15 protein-coding genes are annotated in these 17,813 nt (G+C 38.2%); 3 read left to right on the top strand and 12 right to left on the bottom strand.

Annotated features, from left to right (window positions below):
- Positions 1-87 precede the first annotated feature (87 nt).
- The 3 genes from IGJ18_RS06525 to IGJ18_RS06515 all read right to left on the bottom strand — a co-directional run bounded on the left by IGJ18_RS06525 (position 88) and on the right by IGJ18_RS06515 (position 3,569).
- A complete protein-coding gene (locus IGJ18_RS06525; protein ID WP_034697803.1) occupies positions 88-948 on the bottom strand; it encodes a glucosaminidase domain-containing protein in 861 nt (286 codons plus the stop codon).
- A 273-nt stretch (positions 949-1,221) separates the two neighbouring features.
- Positions 1,222-3,216: a transketolase gene (gene tkt / locus IGJ18_RS06520; protein WP_010737506.1), complete on the bottom strand. Its 1,995-nt coding sequence runs from the start codon at positions 3,214-3,216 to the stop codon at positions 1,222-1,224.
- Between the two features lie 98 nt (positions 3,217-3,314).
- Positions 3,315-3,569, bottom strand: a complete 255-nt coding sequence (locus tag IGJ18_RS06515) for a DUF896 family protein (protein WP_010719258.1) — start codon at positions 3,567-3,569, stop codon at positions 3,315-3,317.
- A gap of 148 nt (positions 3,570-3,717) precedes the next feature.
- On the opposite strand from IGJ18_RS06515, the gene lexA reads away from it, so the two are divergent.
- Both lexA and IGJ18_RS06505 read left to right on the top strand, forming a co-directional pair.
- Positions 3,718-4,341, top strand: coding sequence for a transcriptional repressor LexA (gene lexA, locus IGJ18_RS06510; RefSeq protein ID WP_010719259.1), 624 nt, complete (start codon positions 3,718-3,720; stop codon positions 4,339-4,341).
- A 507-nt stretch (positions 4,342-4,848) separates the two neighbouring features.
- A complete protein-coding gene (locus IGJ18_RS06505; RefSeq protein WP_010719260.1) occupies positions 4,849-5,067 on the top strand; it encodes a hypothetical protein in 219 nt (72 codons plus the stop codon).
- Positions 5,068-5,344: 277 nt separating this feature from the next.
- Here IGJ18_RS06505 and IGJ18_RS06500 read toward each other — a convergent pair whose 3' ends face one another.
- The 7 genes from IGJ18_RS06500 to obgE all read right to left on the bottom strand — a co-directional run bounded on the left by IGJ18_RS06500 (position 5,345) and on the right by obgE (position 12,846).
- The gene (locus IGJ18_RS06500; RefSeq protein WP_010719261.1) at positions 5,345-5,857 is read right to left on the bottom strand and encodes an adenine phosphoribosyltransferase; all 513 of its coding nucleotides are present in this window, start codon (positions 5,855-5,857) and stop codon (positions 5,345-5,347) included.
- A 13-nt stretch (positions 5,858-5,870) separates the two neighbouring features.
- Positions 5,871-8,168 (bottom strand): single-stranded-DNA-specific exonuclease RecJ, encoded by a 2,298-nt coding sequence (recJ, locus tag IGJ18_RS06495; RefSeq protein WP_094940435.1) that lies wholly within the window; start codon positions 8,166-8,168, stop codon positions 5,871-5,873.
- Positions 8,169-8,375: 207 nt separating this feature from the next.
- Positions 8,376-8,813 carry a LapA family protein gene (locus tag IGJ18_RS06490; RefSeq protein WP_010719263.1) on the bottom strand — a complete coding sequence of 146 codons (438 nt, stop codon included), beginning with the start codon at positions 8,811-8,813 and terminating at the stop codon, positions 8,376-8,378.
- A gap of 10 nt (positions 8,814-8,823) precedes the next feature.
- Positions 8,824-9,612, bottom strand: coding sequence for an SDR family NAD(P)-dependent oxidoreductase (locus IGJ18_RS06485; protein WP_010737503.1), 789 nt, complete (start codon positions 9,610-9,612; stop codon positions 8,824-8,826).
- On the bottom strand, positions 9,596-10,549 hold the full coding sequence (rnz, locus tag IGJ18_RS06480) for a ribonuclease Z (protein ID WP_438843044.1): 954 nt from the start codon (positions 10,547-10,549) through the stop codon (positions 9,596-9,598). Before rnz ends, IGJ18_RS06485 begins: the two co-directional genes overlap by 17 nt.
- A 164-nt stretch (positions 10,550-10,713) precedes the next feature.
- Positions 10,714-11,265 (bottom strand): hypothetical protein, encoded by a 552-nt coding sequence (locus IGJ18_RS06475; RefSeq protein ID WP_010737501.1) that lies wholly within the window; start codon positions 11,263-11,265, stop codon positions 10,714-10,716.
- Positions 11,266-11,532: 267 nt separating this feature from the next.
- A complete protein-coding gene (gene obgE / locus IGJ18_RS06470; RefSeq protein ID WP_438843043.1) occupies positions 11,533-12,846 on the bottom strand; it encodes a GTPase ObgE in 1,314 nt (437 codons plus the stop codon).
- Positions 12,847-13,175: 329 nt separating this feature from the next.
- Between obgE and gap the strand changes: the two genes are divergently transcribed.
- Positions 13,176-14,186, top strand: coding sequence for a type I glyceraldehyde-3-phosphate dehydrogenase (gene gap, locus IGJ18_RS06465; protein WP_010719268.1), 1,011 nt, complete (start codon positions 13,176-13,178; stop codon positions 14,184-14,186).
- 131 nt (positions 14,187-14,317) lie between these two features.
- Here gap and IGJ18_RS06460 read toward each other — a convergent pair whose 3' ends face one another.
- Positions 14,318-16,318, bottom strand: coding sequence for a hypothetical protein (locus tag IGJ18_RS06460; RefSeq protein WP_438843042.1), 2,001 nt, complete (start codon positions 16,316-16,318; stop codon positions 14,318-14,320).
- Positions 16,319-16,673: 355 nt separating this feature from the next.
- Positions 16,674-17,609 (bottom strand): alpha/beta hydrolase, encoded by a 936-nt coding sequence (locus tag IGJ18_RS06455; protein WP_053766076.1) that lies wholly within the window; start codon positions 17,607-17,609, stop codon positions 16,674-16,676.
- Positions 17,610-17,813 lie beyond the last annotated feature (204 nt).

The raw sequence follows: 17,813 nt of genomic DNA, 5'->3' as shown, positions 1-17,813 counted from the left end.
GAAACTTCTGGCGAATAATTCGCCTTTTCAACGTAAAAAAACAGGAAAGCTGCGAAGAGCCTTTCCCGTTTTTATCTCTTAATTTAACTAAACGTTTATTTCTTGTCCGACTAATAAGGAATAGTTAGACATCGTCATCCCATTTTTAGCCATTAAGTCATCAACTGACAAACCAAATTTCTGTGCGATATCCCACAAAGTATCACCTGAAACCACTTTATAGGTCTGGCTACCACTTGTTGAAGAGGTAGTTGACGTAGTAGTCGTTGTGGTAGTACTTGTCGTCGTTGTGGTACCAGAAGAAGGCGTATCAAATCGGGTTAAATTATACGTATTAATCAATGAGTTCAATTTTGCTCCGTAACCCGGATCTGTTGCATAACGACCAGTTAGATATGCTGTTGCATCGTAAAAACTCGTGGTATTACTTTTCCAGACACCAGCATAATGATAGTCTCCAGTTGAAAAACTAGTTGAACGCAAAACGTTGGCATGATCTTGCAGAGATTCCCAATAAGAAGAATATTTACGGAAAGGTTCATTCATCGTGACCCATTGTCCATTAAGATATTCCTTTGTAGCCATATAAACGACTTGACCACTATAACTTCCTTTAACTCCGAATAAATTATAGTTTGGCGCACTTGCCAGGCTAGATGTGCCATAAGCACTTTCTAATAAAGCTTGGGCAATCATGACCGATGCATATAAATCATTGTTTGCAGCCACTTCAGAAGCTGCCCAACCGATTTGATTGATGAAAGCTTGTGGATCTGCAGTCGTTTGTGTGACCTGCTCATCTGCTCGTACATTTTGCGGTGCTGCTGTAACCATCATTGGCCCCACTAAAAGAGTTGTCCCCATCAAAGGAGCAATCGCTTTTTTATTGATCACCATGGTTCTTTTATTCTTTTGGTGTCGGGCACTGCGGGTTTTCAGCTCTTGCATTCGAATTCCTCCTCAAAAAAATAAAAAACTCTTGATAAAGTTTCCATCTTTAAACAATCTTAATTAATTAAATTATACTTTTAATTTATGGGAAACTCAAATCAATCTTTACTATTTTTCTTTTTGTAACACGAACGTAATGTTAAAGAAACATTAAGTAATATTAAACACGAATCATTATTCTAATTTTCTACTACAAAAAAAGAACATCTGAAAATAGTCTCCTTTTTCAGATGTTCTTAAACGTTTGTCGTAAAACTTCTTTAACTCATTTTATAATTGGTTGAAAGTTGCTACAACATTTTCCACAGTGAAACCAAATTCTTCAAGAATTTTATTTCCTGGAGCAGAAGCACCAAAATGATCGATCGTGATAGTTGTTCCTTCTGTCCCAACATAGCGTTCCCAACCAAATGAAGCTGCTGCTTCAATAGCTACTCGTTTTGTTACGGCTTTTGGTAAGACGCTTTCTTTGTATTCTGCAGATTGTTTTTCAAATAAATCGAAACTTGGCATTGAAACGACTGAAACATCTTTTCCAGCTGCTGCCAATTCTTTTTGTGCTTTGACTGCTAGATCCACTTCAGAACCAGTCGCGATCAAGATACCTTCTGGTGTTTCTCCTTGAGCTGGTGATAGTACATAAGCTCCTTTTTTCACCATTTCGTCTGCCACTTCTTTCGTTGATGGCAGAACTGGAAGATTTTGACGACTTAAAACCAAGATCGTTGGTGTATCAGTCGATTCCATTGCTACTTTCCAAGCAGCGCGTGTTTCATTCCCATCGGCTGGACGAATCACGTGAACACCTGGCATACATCTTACAGACGCTAATTGTTCGATTGGCTCATGTGTTGGTCCATCTTCACCAACCGCCACTGAATCATGTGTCAACACGTAGATGACCGGTGTATTTTGAATAGCTGCTAAACGGACTGCTGGACGTAAGTAATCAACGAAAACAAAGAATGTGCCGCCATAGATACGAGTTCCGCCATGAAGCTGGATACCGTTCATCGCAGCTGCCATCGCAAACTCACGAACGCCAAACCAAATATTACGACCTTCATAATGTTCTGGAGTAAAGTCTTTGTCCGCAGTGACCATCGTATTATTCGAACCTGATAAGTCCGCTGATCCGCCCCAGAAACTTGGGATTGCTTTTGATAACTCTTGAATCACTTCTTTGCTTGAAACCCGGCTAGCTTGACTTTCGCCTACTTCATAAGAAGGTAATTCAGCATCCCAGTCAGCTGGAAGTTTTCCAGCAAACGCATCTTCAAATTGTTGAGCTAATTCTGGATAAGCATGTTTATAGTTTTCAAACATTTCTTTCCATTCATTTTCAGCTTTTTGCCCTTCTTCAACCATTGTTTGGTGGAATCTTTCAGCTACTTCTTCTGGAACTGTGAAATCAGGATACTCCCAACCATACACTCCTTTAGCCATTTTAATTCCATCATCGCCAATTGGTGCCCCATGGACAGCAGAAGTTCCTTCTTTAGGAGCTCCGTAGCCGATCACTGTTTTGACTTCGATCAATGTTGGTTTTTCAGTTTCAGCTTTTGCTTCTTCGATCGCTTGATTGATGGCTTCTAAATCATTCCCATCTTTAACCAAAATATGTTGCCAGCCATAAGCTTCATAACGAGCTCCTACATTTTCAGTGAAAGCTTTTGAAGTAGGACCATCTAATGAAATATCATTTGAATCATACAATACGATCAATTTACCTAATTTCATGTGAGCAGCCATTGAACTTGCTTCTTGCGAAACGCCTTCCATCAAGTCGCCGTCGCCACAAAGAGAATAAGTATAGTGATCTACCACTTTGAAGTTTTCTCTGTTATAGGTTGCTGCCAAGTGAGCTTCTGCCATTGCCATACCTACAGCCATAGCGATTCCTTGTCCTAACGGTCCAGTTGTTGCTTCTACTCCGTCAGTATGATTGACCTCTGGATGTCCAGGTGTTTTTGAATCCCATTGACGGAATTGTTTTAAGTCATCGATTGTGACTTGATAACCTGATAAATGTAGTAAGCTGTATAACATTGCCGAACCATGTCCTGCGGATAAGACAAAACGGTCACGGTCAACCCAATTTTTTGAAGTCGTTGGGTTCACTTTCAAATGTTTCGTCCAGAGTGCATATGCCATTGGGGCTGCCCCCATTGGTAACCCTGGGTGACCAGAATTTGCCTTTTGAACTGCTTCAATGCTTAATGTACGGATCGTGTTAACGCCAAGTTGGTCGATTTTGTCGAACAAAATAACCCCTCCTATTAATTTAGGTTTTTTTTACCTTTATTTCTTACTTACTAATTTTATTAGATACGTCTAGAAAAAGCAATGTTTTTTAGTAATTATTACTGAAACTTATTTCCTCGACGATGTAAGCCTTTTTCACGTTGGATTTCTTTCAATTTTTCTGGAGTGACATCGTTACCTTCTGGATCAACGATTTTCATCCCTTCGATATGGTGTCGCATCCCAGAACGAAAAGCAGACAGATACTCTTCTCTTAACGCCAATTGTTCTTTTTCTTCGTCAGCTGTTAAGCCTTCTGTTTTCTTTTTTTGGGCCAGTTCGTTGATGCGGGTAATTTTTTCCGGTGATAACATAGCAAGTCCTCCTTTTTACTCTACTTCATATTATATAAAAATCACGAAAAAAACAACTAGTATAAAATATTTTAAATACGAACATTTGTTTGAAAGAAGTAGTTTTATGTGGTACTATTTAATTATTAATTGAAAGAAGGTGTACTCTGTGGCCCGACAAACCGAAACCAGACAAATCGAAGTCTTACGATATATCCACGAGCAAGTTTCCCAAAAAGGCTACCCACCAACTGTTCGTGAGATCGGAGAAGCGGTTCAGCTTTCTTCTACCTCCACAGTTCACGGTCATCTTGCACGATTGGAAAAAAAAGGATTTATTCAACGTGACCCTACGAAACCACGTGCAATCGAATTAACAAAACAAGGATTAGCCAAAATAGGGGTAAAACCTTCCACGATTCCAGTGCTTGGTGTGGTCACTGCAGGTGAACCGATTTTAGCAGTTGAAGATGCGTCCGATTTCTTTCCGATCCCTCCTAACCTTTCTTCTGAAGATGGAAGCTTGTTCATGTTGACGATCCGCGGAGAAAGTATGATCAATGCAGGAATTTTAGACGGAGATAATGTAATTGTCCGTAAACAAGAAACTGCCCAAAACGGGGATATCGTGATTGCAATGACTGCCGAAGATGAAGCGACTTGTAAACGATTCTATAAAGAAAAAAATCATTTTCGTTTACAACCGGAAAACGATCTTCTTGAACCGATCATTTTAGATCAAGTCTCTATTTTAGGTCGAGTCGTTGGGCTCTACCGCAGTCATATCTATTAAAGACGATTCTTTTGACTAGACTTAAGTGAAGGTCTTACTCGCATACTCATTTATTTGCAGTAACTGCTATATCTATCAATAAAGACTGAAAAACCCGGGGCAACGTGTCTCGGGTTCTTTAATGGGCATTAAGATGGATAAACGATGATTAAGTGTCCATAAACGGCCTGAGTTTTTTCTCTTGTGCTTTCCTCACTCCTTAAATAAAATGCACCGATCTCCTACTTTTTTATCGATCTTTGTCGTATTTCCATTTCGATTTTTTTCATTTGGTACCACTACAATCGTCATTTACCTATCATGATCTGTGGCATGATTTAGATCAAATACCGCTAACTGCTTTGAATACGGTGAATAAGCAAATGACCTGTGCTGGTTTAAAAAAATTCTGAGTATTACACACATAGATTTCGATCTTTTTTGTTCTTCCCTCTTTACAAAACGAACAAAAGTTCGTATACTAATTATACGAACTTTTGTTCGCATAAAATAATGAGGTGAGAAATCATGAAATCAATGAGACGTCTTGGCTTAGTATTAATGGTATTATTTTTAGGCATTATTATTGGTAATTTTGGTATGCGTACAGCATTGTTGATCTTTGTTCCGTTGTTTGCTTTATGGTTTATGTTGTGGGATGAAAAGAAATACCGTCAGTCTGAACGGCGTCGGATTCATGATGACACGTTTTATCCAGACTCCTATTATCGATCGAGACACTCTTGATCTTGACCCATAAAGAATCCTGAATAACGAAATAAAAAAAACACATATGTAAGAGTCAGAAAACGGCTCATGCACAAAAAAGTAGTCGATTGTTCCCCCCCATCAAAAAACAATTGACTACTTTTACAAATACACCTGCACAAACAAAAAATAGTGAGCAAGCGTACTTGGGATTGCTTCACAAAAAAGAGAGTGGGACAATTAGTCAGAAAAAATCTGATTAATGCCCCACTTTCTTTTTACATTTATTTTTAATGTTTATTAAGCAAAAAATCGTTTAATATTCCATCAAGGTGATCATATCATATCCTTCGATTTTTTCACGACCATCTAAGTCCATTAGTTCGATCAAGAAAGCACAGCCAACAACGACACCGCCCAATTTTTCTACTAATTCGATCGTTGCTTTGATCGTTCCCCCTGTAGCCAATAAGTCATCACAAATCAAGACTCTTTGTCCAGGTTGGATCGCGTCTTTATGGAGTGTCAATGTATCTGTACCGTATTCCAGTCCGTAAGTTACTTCGATCGTTTCACGAGGCAACTTCCCTTTTTTACGTACAGGTGCAAATCCAACTCCTAATTCGTAAGCTACAGGACAGCCAACGATGAATCCTCGCGCTTCTGGTCCTACAACCATATCGATTCTTTTTTCTTTCGCATAATCTACGATCTGTTTCGTTGCTTCTCTGTAGGCATCTCCATCAGCCATAAGGGGCGAGATGTCACGAAAAATAATTCCTTTTGCTGGATAATCAGGAATACTTGCAATATATTTTTTTAAATCCACTATTTGTCTCCTCCTAGGTTGTTAACCTTTTTTTAATAGAGGGAATATCACTTAACAATAAGAATTCCTCTACTTTTATTTTTTTTATTCGTTGCTGATAACGCACGCTATCAGTCAACGGATGACTTTTGGGATTAGCGATCTTTTGCAAAACGCCATCTTCTATTGTAACAAATTTCAATTCAAAAAACACCTGAATCATAAAAATTAATAATTTTTGTGGTATTTTTAGATATTGAGCAATTGACCCTAATTTATAGCGAATATCTATTTTTTCTTGTGTATGGATCAGTTTGAACAATTTGGCATATTGTTCTCTTGACCCAACTCCATTCAAATAAGCTTCTTCATAAGAAATCCCTAATAAGTACATTCGATCGAAAGAACCAAAGGCAAGGATTTCTTTTAATATTTCTAAATCATTTGGACAATCAACTACCAGCAAGGAATGATATGAATTATCGTGGATCAACTGCTTGATATGTTCCACACTTTCGAACACGTGGACATTGTCTGTAGCCAGTCCAGAGATTTCTTTTAAAGAAGAGCGATCAAACGCAAGATACAATGTTTGTGGATCAACCTTCGTTAACTGACGGTATCTCTTTGAACGCCAATCAAAAATTTGAAATCCATCAACAACAAAGTCTGATACCAGCAATTGCGGTTTTTTCCGACCGTTCCATTCATTGATAGCTAATTTCCCAACGATATCCACTGGATTATTTAACAGCTCAGCTTCTTGGTCGCCAAAACCAAATGCTACCGCATCTAACGGGCTAGCTTCTTCCATCAATGTTAACTTCAAATGTTGCTGACTCGTACCAATTCTTTTCACATTTTCAGCCAAGATTTGGCGAAACAGAAAATGAGGTACCGCATTGTCTGTACCATATGGTGCAAGTAACTTTAATTCATTAAGCAATTCGATAGTTACATCTTTGGGTGTAAGGACTTCGTCGATCGGTAGAGCTGCGCCTTTTGTCAAATCTATTTTTTGTTCGGAAACATACTGATTCATTCGTTTTTGTAATTCTTGAAGATTATCACTAGGCATCGTTAACCCTACAGCAGCATGGTGTCCTCCAAAGAAAGTAAATAAGTCACGCATCGCATCTAACATTTCATATAGATTCAGGGCTTCGACACTTCGGCCAGATCCTTTCGCTGTACCATCTTCTTTGATCGTTAAGACGATCGTCGGTTTACCAGTGGCATTCATCAGCTTACCAGCTACGATCCCCAACACTCCCTCATGCCACCCAGGATGGGCAAGAAGGTGGATCTGATTCGTTTCATCAATCATTTCCAATGCTTCTTGGGTAATTTTTTCAACGACTGCTTTTCTTTCTTCATTGATCGTGTTGAGTTTTTTGGCATACGTGAGTGCCGCTTCCTCATCAAAGGTAGCTAGCATCTCGACAGCTGGATTAGGATCACCCATTCGGCCAATCGCGTTGAGCCGAGGGGCAATTGAAAATCCGATGGTCGTTTCATCTGCTTCTTTCATGGAGACGCCACTTTCATTAAATAAAGCTTGTAAACCGATCCGTTCGGTTTCTTTGATCGTATCTAATCCTAAAGCAACAAGTGTGCGATTTTCGCCTGTCATTGATACCAAGTCTGCAATCGTTCCAATCGCCACTAAATCTAAAAATTCAGCAGGAGGTTCTTCTAATAATGCTGTTGCCACTTTAAAAGCTACTCCGACACCTGCTAGATCAGGAAACGGATAATTCCCTTGTGGATGTCGCGGATGTACGATAGCGTAGGCTTCAGGTAATTCACTGGGCATTTCATGGTGATCTGTGATGATTACATCAACACCTGCTTGTTGCGCATAAGCTACGGCATCGTGACCAGCCACACCATTGTCCACTGTAATGATCAATTGCGCACCTGCATCGATTTTTTCTTGATAAACGGCTTTGTTTGGTCCATAGCCATGGATAAAACGATTGGGTAAAAATGTTTCGACATTGGCGCCGAGTAGCTCCAATGTTTCTTTCATCACTGTCGTACTTGTGATCCCATCTGCATCGTAGTCACCATAAACGACTATTTTTTCACCATTGATCACCGCTTCTTGGATTCGACTGATGGCTTTATCCATGTCATGCATTAAGTAAGGATCATGCAATTCTTGATGTTTGGGATTCAAAAATTCTTTTACTTTCTCTACATCACGATAGCCTCGTTGCCAAAGTAATTTGCCAATAAAAGGCGATAGATTCTCTTGCTTTATACTTTGAAGAAACATTTCAGTCGGTTCTGATTCACTTAATTGCCAATCATAATTTGCTTGTCTCACTTGCTCACCCCTAACCTAGTTATTATAGCAAACGAAAAGTTTAAAAAAAAGAAGAAAGATAGCCACAAACACATTAAAATGGTCTTCAAAAAGTCGTTGCTCACTTTTTGAAGACCATTTGACAAACCCGAAACTCAGCCTTTAACTTCTCAGCCAAATGTAACAATGGTTCCTGCCATCTTTTATTTTGATCTCGTTCATAAAACTTTAGTCAAAATAATTATAGCTTTGCTTTGCTGAAATTTTCTGCGTATCAGATGTTGACGACTGTGCTTGTTGTAGTTGTTTTTTCGTTGCTTGTAATTCTGCCTGATAAGCAGCTTCTAATTCTGCTCGTTCATTTCGGAATGTTCGTTGTTGTTCTTCCTTTGCTTCAGCAATTTTTTTATCAAGATTTTCTTGATAATCTGATAGTTCCTGCTTTAATTGTTTGATTTGTTTTTTCTGTTGCCATAGAGTGGTTGATGCAGTAACAAAAACAATCAATGCACCAATAATCGCCGAACCAATGATAACTAAAATCAATGGTGCAGAAAATGAAGCAATCCCAAAGTTAACAGGAACATTTCTGTTGTTTAATACAGCAAATACGACAATAATCAAGACAAGCAAAAATCCAATAATCACACTACTTTGTTTTTTCATACTCTTTCACCTACTTTTTATTAAAAATCCCACTTGCGAGGTAGTCGCCAATAGTCGGAAAGAGAGTGTAAAATTTAGCCGCTATTTCAAGAAGGACAGGACGATTCACTTCACGCTTTGGATGTTCCATTGTTCGTACAATTGTTTTTGCTAGTTTCTCCGGTTCTAAAACAAGTTGACTAACTTTTTCTAAATAACTGCCGGTAGGATCAGCTTTATCAAAAAATTCAGTAGCAACCGGTCCTGGATTCACCGTAGTGACTGCCACTCCAAGTGGTCTTAATTCTAATCGTAAGGCATTAGAAAAGCCTAAGACAGCAAATTTTGTTGCTGAATAGATCGTTGATTTTGCCGTCGCCATTTTCCCAGCCATTGAAGCAATATTGATGATATGTCCTTGCCTTCTTTCAGCCATATCAATCGCAAATTTTTGAGTTAGGACCATCATTCCTAGTACATTTACTTCAAACATATCGTAAGCTTTTCCTAAATCGAAAGTTAAAAAATCTTCAAAAATGCCAAAGCCGGCATTATTGACTAACACATCTACACGTCCGACTGTTTGCATCACTTGTTCATAGAGCCGATCGACGCTGTCAGGATCACTCACATCTACTGGAAAAGCATAGGCTTCCTTTCCGCTTAATCTCTGACATTCTGCTTTAACCTCATCAATCAATTGGCTGCGTCGAGCACAAGCAATGACGATAGCACCTTTTTTTGCAGCTTCATAACAGATTTGAGCGCCCAATCCACCAGAACTACCGGTAACTAAGACAACTTTATTTTCTAAATTCATTCTTTTCCTCCTCACGAAATGGAATATCGACAGTATCAAAATCTTTCATGATCCTTGTATTTGCAAAGACCTCACGTGCCTCTTCTTCTAGTTCTTGCGCAGCTTTTCCTAAATAGCGCGCACTAATATGGGTTAATAACAAACTTTTCGCTGCTGCTTCTTTAGCTACTTCAGCCGCTTGATAAGTCGTCGAATGGAAGTAGTTCTTTGCCAGCTTGGCTTCATTTTTGTTAAACGTACTTTCATGAACCAAAACATCACAGTCTTGGGCCAACACGACTGAATTTGCTGTCTTCCTCGTATCACCTAAAATCGTAACGATCCGCCCTTTTTTGTCTGGTCCCACAAACTGCTTCCCGTCCACAACCCTTCCATCAGGTAATTGAACAGATTCTCCTTTTTTCAACTTTCCATATATTGGTCCAGCCAGAATATTCAATTCTTGTAATTTTTCAACTTGAAGCTCTCCTTTATGGTCATGTTCCACAACCCGAAAGCCATAGCTGGCAATTCCATGATCTAATTTTTTAGTATAGACAGAAAAACGCTGATCTTGAAAAATCGGCTGATCTTCAACTAACTCGATGAATTTCAACGGATAGCCTAAACGTGTTTGCGAAACAGCTAACGAAGTTTTGACAAATGTCTCGACTCCTTTTGGTCCGTAGATTTCCAGGGGCGTATCTCCCCCTTGGAATGAACGACTGCTTAACAAGCCTGGCAACCCAAAGATATGGTCACCATGTAAGTGAGTAATAAATATCTTTTCAATCTTTCTTGGACGAATGTTGGTACGTAAGATTTGCATTTGCGTTCCTTCACCACAGTCAAATAACCAGACTTCATTTCTTTCATCCAAAAGTTTTAATGCAATACTGGTAACGTTTCGATGTTTGGCAGGTACCCCTGCACCAGTTCCTAAAAATTGTAATTCCATAATCTACCTGACTTTCTTTAAACTCACTATTAATTTTATGGGAAATGTGTCGGATAATCAACCGAAAGTCCGTATTGCTTCCTAAATAATTGCATTTTTATTGGTACTAAAAAAAGAAAAACGCCTTTTTCACGCGTTTCTCTTTCTTTATTTTGTTCGTCTCTTTATTGAGGATGTTTGTCTTTCCACGATTTCCGTGCCGTTTCTTGTGTTTGTTTTTCGACTTCTTTGGCAGCGTGGACGTCTTCTTCGACCTCTTCATAATCTAAGCGAGTAATTTCGCCACCTAAATCCATCATGACTAATTGGTTCAAAGGACGATTATCTTCTTCTTCAGCAATCAAAATCAAACCGGTTGCTCCTTCGCCAATTTTATTGCCCACAAAATCAAAAACTGTCTGAGCATCTTGGATTTCCTTGGCATCCTGCGTAGCACCGATCATCCCGCCAGCAAACCAGCCTAAAAGAATCCCTAGTGGGCCTCCCAAGACACCGACTAACATTCCGATTAAACCACCTTTTGAAGATTTATTGTTTCCAGTAAAATCCAAAAAATCCTCTATTTTGAATTGATGCGTTCCATTAGGATCATGACTAATCACTGCCATTTGTTCACCCTTGATGGCACGAGAAGCGTGTAATCGTTTGATTTCAGAAAATGCTTGGTAAGCTTGACTCTCTACAGGGAAATTCAAAATAATCACTCGTTTGCTCATAAAAACACTCCTCTATTCATTTTCTTTATTCTAACTTTTATTTTAAAAAAACAAAAGGAAAAACCCTTTAATAAATAACACCTAAGAAATATAAATTTTTCCTATTAAAAAATCTTTCTGAATACTATTGGTGATAGCTTAAAAATTTTTACCAAAAGACAAATCCTACCATTGCTTAAACCAACAAAGCGCCAAACCATTTTTCTGGTTTGACGCTTTGTTGATATTGAGTGTTAACATGGGCTCTTTTCATGAGCATAGGTAATCTTATTCGACAAACTCAAATTCAAATTCACCAATTCTCACTAGATCGCCATCTTTTGCTCCACGGGCACGTAAAGCTTCGTCAACGCCCATTCCTCTCAACTGACGAGCAAAACGCATAACAGTTTCATCGTGATCGAAATTCGTCATTTGGAATAGTTTCTCAATTTTTTCTCCTGATAAGATCCAAGTAGCATCAGGATCGCGATCGATTTTAAATTCTGGCCCTTCTGGATTGAATCCATATTGAACTGTTTCTTCTTCGATTTCTTCATCATATAACGGAAACTCTGGTGTTACTTCTAGAAGATCCGCTGTCGCATTCAGCAATGGATCAATGCCTTTTCTTGTTACCCCTGAAACTGGAAAAATCGGCATATCGTCTGCAAATTCATCTGTTTTTTCTTTATTAAGCTGCTCTTTGAATTTTTTCAAATTTTCTTCTGCGTTTGGCATGTCCATTTTATTGGCTACAATTATTTGAGGTCGTTCCAATAAACGAAGATTATAAGTAGACAATTCATGGTTGATCGCCAAATAGTCTTCGTAAGGATCTCTGCCTTCCATCCCACTCATATCAATCACATGTAAAATAACACGAGTACGTTCGATATGACGTAAAAACTGCGTTCCTAAGCCAACACCTTGAGAAGCTCCTTCAATCAATCCAGGAAGGTCCGCTGCTGCAAAACTGCGTCCATCGCTAGTTGTTACCATACCAAGATTTGGTACTAATGTCGTGAAATGGTACGCACCGATTTTAGGCCGAGCAGAAGAAATAACTGAAAGCAGCGTTGATTTACCTACAGATGGAAAGCCAACCAGCCCAACATCAGCCAAGACTTTTAGTTCTAATTCGATTCTGCGTTCTTGACCTGGTTCGCCGTTTTCTGCAATTTCTGGTGCTGGGTTTCGTGGAGAAGCAAAGCGGATGTTTCCTCGTCCGCCTCGACCGCCTTTAGCAACAACTAAGGTTTGACCATTTTCAATCAAATCGCCTAACAAAGCGCCTGTTTCAGCATCACGGACAGTCGTTCCTTGAGGGACTTTTACATAAGTATCATCTGAACCCCGACCGTGCATCCCTTTACTCATTCCGTTTTCTCCTGGCTGTGCTTTAAAATGGCGATTGAAACGAAAATCCATTAATGTACGTAAACCTTCATCAACGATCAAAATGACGTCACCGCCACGACCGCCGTCACCACCAGCAGGTCCTCCATCAGGTACATATTTTTCTCTGCGAAAAGCGACCATTCCGTCGCCGCCTTTACCGGCCTTCACATCGATGGTTACTTGATCTAAAAACATGGACATCTTTAAGTCCTCCTATTTTAATTATCTATTATTCATTTGACTGCCTGAATTTCCACAATAAACAAAAGTCTTATTTATTTTATCGGTCAAAAGCTATTTTGTCTATCGTTTCAATTAAACTTTCCAGGTTTTGTTCATTTTTTCTATTTTACTTAAGTAAATTGTTTCAAAGATCTCCTAGTGCTTGACATCTCTCAGACCATTTTATCACTTTACTTTTGTAAGTATCTTTTTTTGACAAATTTTGTGAACAGGAGGAAAATGACAGTGTATTAATCAAGGATGCGAAGTTTGCACCCTCAATATCACTAAAGGAGGAACTTTTGATTATGACAGTAAAAGTAGGTATTAACGGATTTGGACGTATTGGACGTTTAGCTTTCCGCCGAATCAAAGAAGTATCTGATGATATTGAAGTCGTAGCAATCAATGACTTAACTAGCCCAACAATGTTGGCACAGTTGCTACAATTTGATTCAACTCATGGAACCTATCCCGGTACAGTTACTGCAACAGAAGACTCAATCGTAGTAGATGGTGAAGAAACGCGTGTCTATGCTGAACCAGATGCAAGTAAAATCCCTTGGGTTAAAGAAAACGGGGTCGATATCGTACTGGAATGTACTGGTTTTTATACTTCGGAAGAAAAAGCACAAGCCCATTTGAACGCTGGGGTAAAACGTGTAGTGATCTCTGCTCCTGCTGGTGCAATGAAAACTATCGTATACAATGTAAATGATGATACGTTAGATGCTAATGATAAAATCATTTCGGCAGGCTCTTGTACGACAAACTGTTTAGCACCGATGGCTTATTTCTTAAATAATGAATTTGGTATCGAAGTGGGGACTATGACTACCGTTCATGCTTATACTTCTACACAAATGTTATTAGACGGACCAGTAAAAGGTGGAAATTTACGGGCAGCTCGGTCAGCAGCTGACAACACGATCCCTCACTCAACAGGTGCGGCAAAAGCAATTGGCTTAGTTATTCCAGAGCTTCAAGGGAAATTGCAAGGTCACGCACAACGAGTACCTGTAGTGGATGGTTCATTAACAGAACTAGTTTCCATTTTAAAAACAAAAGTGACCGCTGAACAAGTGAACGAAGCGATCAAGAAACATACCGAAGACAATCCATCATTTGGTTACGATGATCGTCAAATCGTCTCTGGTGACGTAATCGGTACCACACAAGGTTCGATTTTCGATCCAACTCAAACAGAAGTCACAACGGCTGGCGATTACCAACTCGTAAAAACCGTTGCTTGGTATGACAATGAATATGGTTTCACTTGCCAAATGATTCGTTTGTTGGAAAAATTTGCTAATCTTTAATCACCAAAAAATCACATGTTTTCAAAGATAGAAAATAGAGACCGTTTGAACGACTCGTTGAGTGATTCAAACGGTCTCTTTGTCTAGTTCTTCTAAACTGGTTCAAAAAGAACGAGTGATGGTAAACCTTGTCATCTCTCTTGATCAAAGATAGAATTTTTATAAACGTCCCTTAATTGCGAATTACTAGCTCGTGTTTTTTTCACTTTCTTTTGAGCAAAGTGTTCTGGATAAGCTATTTTCAATGCTCTTTCTTCTCCTAAATTATTCGCTAACTCTGTATTTTTTCCACTCAATTTCTCAAGATCATTAATATAAACATAACGCCCTAACTGCATTGTACTTGAAAAAATAGCAAAATCTACTGCGGCAGAAAAATGATGAAATCCCTGTTTTGATTTTAAATAAGCACTTTGATCAATGATATAATCTGTAACTTTTCCTCCATTGCTAATTAAAGATAAATCCCTTTGAAGGATAAAGTCACTTTTGTTCTTATCGTTGCTCTTATTGAGTGCTTGTGCTAGTTCTGATAGGTTAGATTTAGAAATTTCAAATTCATGTACACAAGGTAACAGACCATTTACTTGCGTTCTTTTTTGATAGTAACCTGTGGGATCAACCACTGAAACGATAAAGTTCCCGAAAGTATTTTTCCGTATCACACAACCAAGATTCTGTTTTTCATGAGGACCCTTGTCCTTCAACTTGATCTGAATATCATGAGAAGTAACTAGAAAAGAAGTTGGATCGCCTGGCATTAATCGAGAGAGTTCTTGTACAATCGAATTTTTTTCTAACTGATAATACTTACTATATTGAAGTGAACGGCTAATTGCTGCCACTTCATTTGGCAGAACAATCCCTCTTGACTGTTTTAATTGTTCTTCTGCTTTCTCAAATATTTCTTTTGGTTCCCGCAGCTCAGCTAGGTAAATCCCTCTGTCTTTTACTTCTACTGAATCTTGTCTATACGGCGATTTTCTTTGTTGAGAAGTTGTGAGTATTGTATCTTCAATTTTTGTTTTCCAATTCTTATCCATATTTTCCACTTGTTCAGTTTTATTATGTACAATAATCATCGAATGAAGAAGATTTTCCGAATATTGTAATTGGTTCATCCTCTTAAGTGCTGCGTAATGAAATTCATTCATCAAACGTTTATGATTATTTTGTTGAGTTGCTAGTGTAAGATTGAAGTAATCCATTGGGGGCTTCGTTTGTTCATCAATTGCCTTCCCCTTCTGATCTTGTATTTGACCGTTCTTTTGAACATCCTCATGAATTTGATCAATAGCATTCCCATAAAAAATGTAGTCAACAGTGTAATATAGTTGCGGAAGTAAGAAATGAAATTTTTTTGAATGTGATATATTCTTTGCCGTTTCTTTTATTTCTTGTTTATTCCTAAGATTCTCAAATTTATCCACTAGTGTAGTCTCATTCACATGGCTAGAGTGTAAAGGCGTGCCCAATAGATTGGCTAACTCTTTGGTTTTGTCTTGATCGACTGCGTATTTGCGAATCGTGAGCTCTTGTTCATTCGAAGCCACCAATGTAACGAGATATTTATTTTTTTGATTTTGGATAATTGCTCCTGTTAAACTAGTATATATAGGCTCATTTTCAGTGGTGTCTTTAATCAACTCTTTTTCCTCTTTATGTAACGGTCTCCCACTTAGGAGTGGTAATACGAGAAAACGAGCTTCATCTCCACTTAAGTGTAAAAGTTCCTGTTCTATTTTTTGTGTATCTTGGATAGCATCGCTACTCCGTTCGAATGAATCGTACATTGTAAACTGACCTTTTTCTTCAACTAAACTTGTTATGTTAGGATCGGCACTCACGTTGATCATATGACCCCAAATTTTCAAATTCTCTTTAAACATCTCTTTCGTCTCATTCAAATCAGGAATATGCCGAATATCTCCAACTGGAAGATCAAAAAATTGTTCATACATTTTGAAATTCCCAAATTTGTCTTGCTTATTTACTTCAATCGAAGGTTTTTTTTTGAACAAACTTTTTGTGCGGTTCACAATTGAATGTTTAGTATCTTTAGAGGATATTGAATTGACTAATAATCGTGCGCGCAAAGCTTGTTCTAGTTCTAGTTTATTTGCCAGTGGCATTTTTTCGCTCCCTTTCTTGAGATCATTTTTTATAATAAAAATCGTTTTGTGCGGTTGATTCGCTTTTTTTCATGAAACGATTTTATATTCGTTTTTATGTCAAAAAGGCTCCTAAATTCATTTTCTCTATTTTCATTCTTCACAATGTATTTTTCGATAATGACAGAAAGGTTCCTCTTTGCCTATTCTTGATTTTCGTTCGTTTTTTTGTCTGATTTATGTAAAATTCTCAACTATATATGTAAGCAGTCACCCATATTTCTATTGTGAACGGATGACTGCCGGTAAATAAAAAGAATGAGTTCTCTCTATTAGAATCCTAAAATTATTTTTGTATTAGCTATTAGCAAACAACTCATTGGACATATTTTGCTAAAAACTCTTTGACGGTTTGCTGATACTTTTCTGGGTCTGCCTGATACGCTTTTGCGTGTTCGGCTCCCTTGACCACGTATTTTTCTTTTGGTCCCTTAGTTGCAGCATATACTTTTGCTAACATATTATAGGGAACGAATGTATCCGCATCACCATGGATAAATAACATTGGTTTCGTATTTTTAGTTAATTGATCAACGGCACTTGCTTCCCCAAAAAAATACCCTGCTCGAATTTTTGTAATCAAGCTAGTCACTTGGATCAATGGAAAAGAAGGTAAGTTGAACATATCTTTTAGTTGATATGCAAGTTCTTCATCAACTGACGAATACCCACAGTCTTCGATGATCGCTTTCACGTTATTTGGTAGCTTCTCACCGCTCGTCATCATCACAGTTGCAGCACCCATACTTACTCCATAAAGCACGATTTGTTGCGACTGCCCTGTTTCAGCTAAGATTTTATCGATCCATTGGACGTAATCTTTTCGCTCTGGCCAACCGAATCCGATATAATCCCCTTCACTACGCCCGTGGCCTCGAGCATCTGGAACTAACACATTGTAGCCTAAATCATGAAACATTTTTGCATAATTTGCCATTGTTTCTGCATTCCCCATATAACCATGGGCAACAATAACTGTTTTATCACTTTTCTTTTCTGCTGGCAGATAGATCGCAGACAATTTCAAATGATCTGTTGATGTTAGATGCCAGTAAGTGCGATTCTCTTTCTGATTGAACCACTTTGTCGCCTCGTTTTCTTTTGTTGTTTGAGAAGTTCCCGGCGTATCGTTTTCTAAAAAATCCTTTTCTGATGGGACAACTGCATAATTATAAAAATAGTTGCCTGCAAATAATAGAACCACTATCACGACAATAGCAATTCCGATTACTATTTTTGTCAAAAGTTTCATCGCTTTCCTTCCTTATTCCATTATTAATACTAATTCTTGATTAAGTATAAACAAAGAAGTTATTCGATGCAATCCTTCCAAGAGTAAATATAAAGCTCCACATCACCCATTTCTCTTCAAATTTCATTATAAATGGTTGTAAAAAAAACATCTTCACACAACTAATCTATCAAGATCAGTCTTGTTATCTCAGAGACATAACAT

It is taken from the genome of Enterococcus sp. AZ078 (assembly GCF_051714985.1).
Classification (GTDB): domain Bacteria; phylum Bacillota; class Bacilli; order Lactobacillales; family Enterococcaceae; genus Enterococcus_B; species Enterococcus_B hirae.
This window is presented reverse-complemented; position numbering and strand designations above follow the sequence as displayed.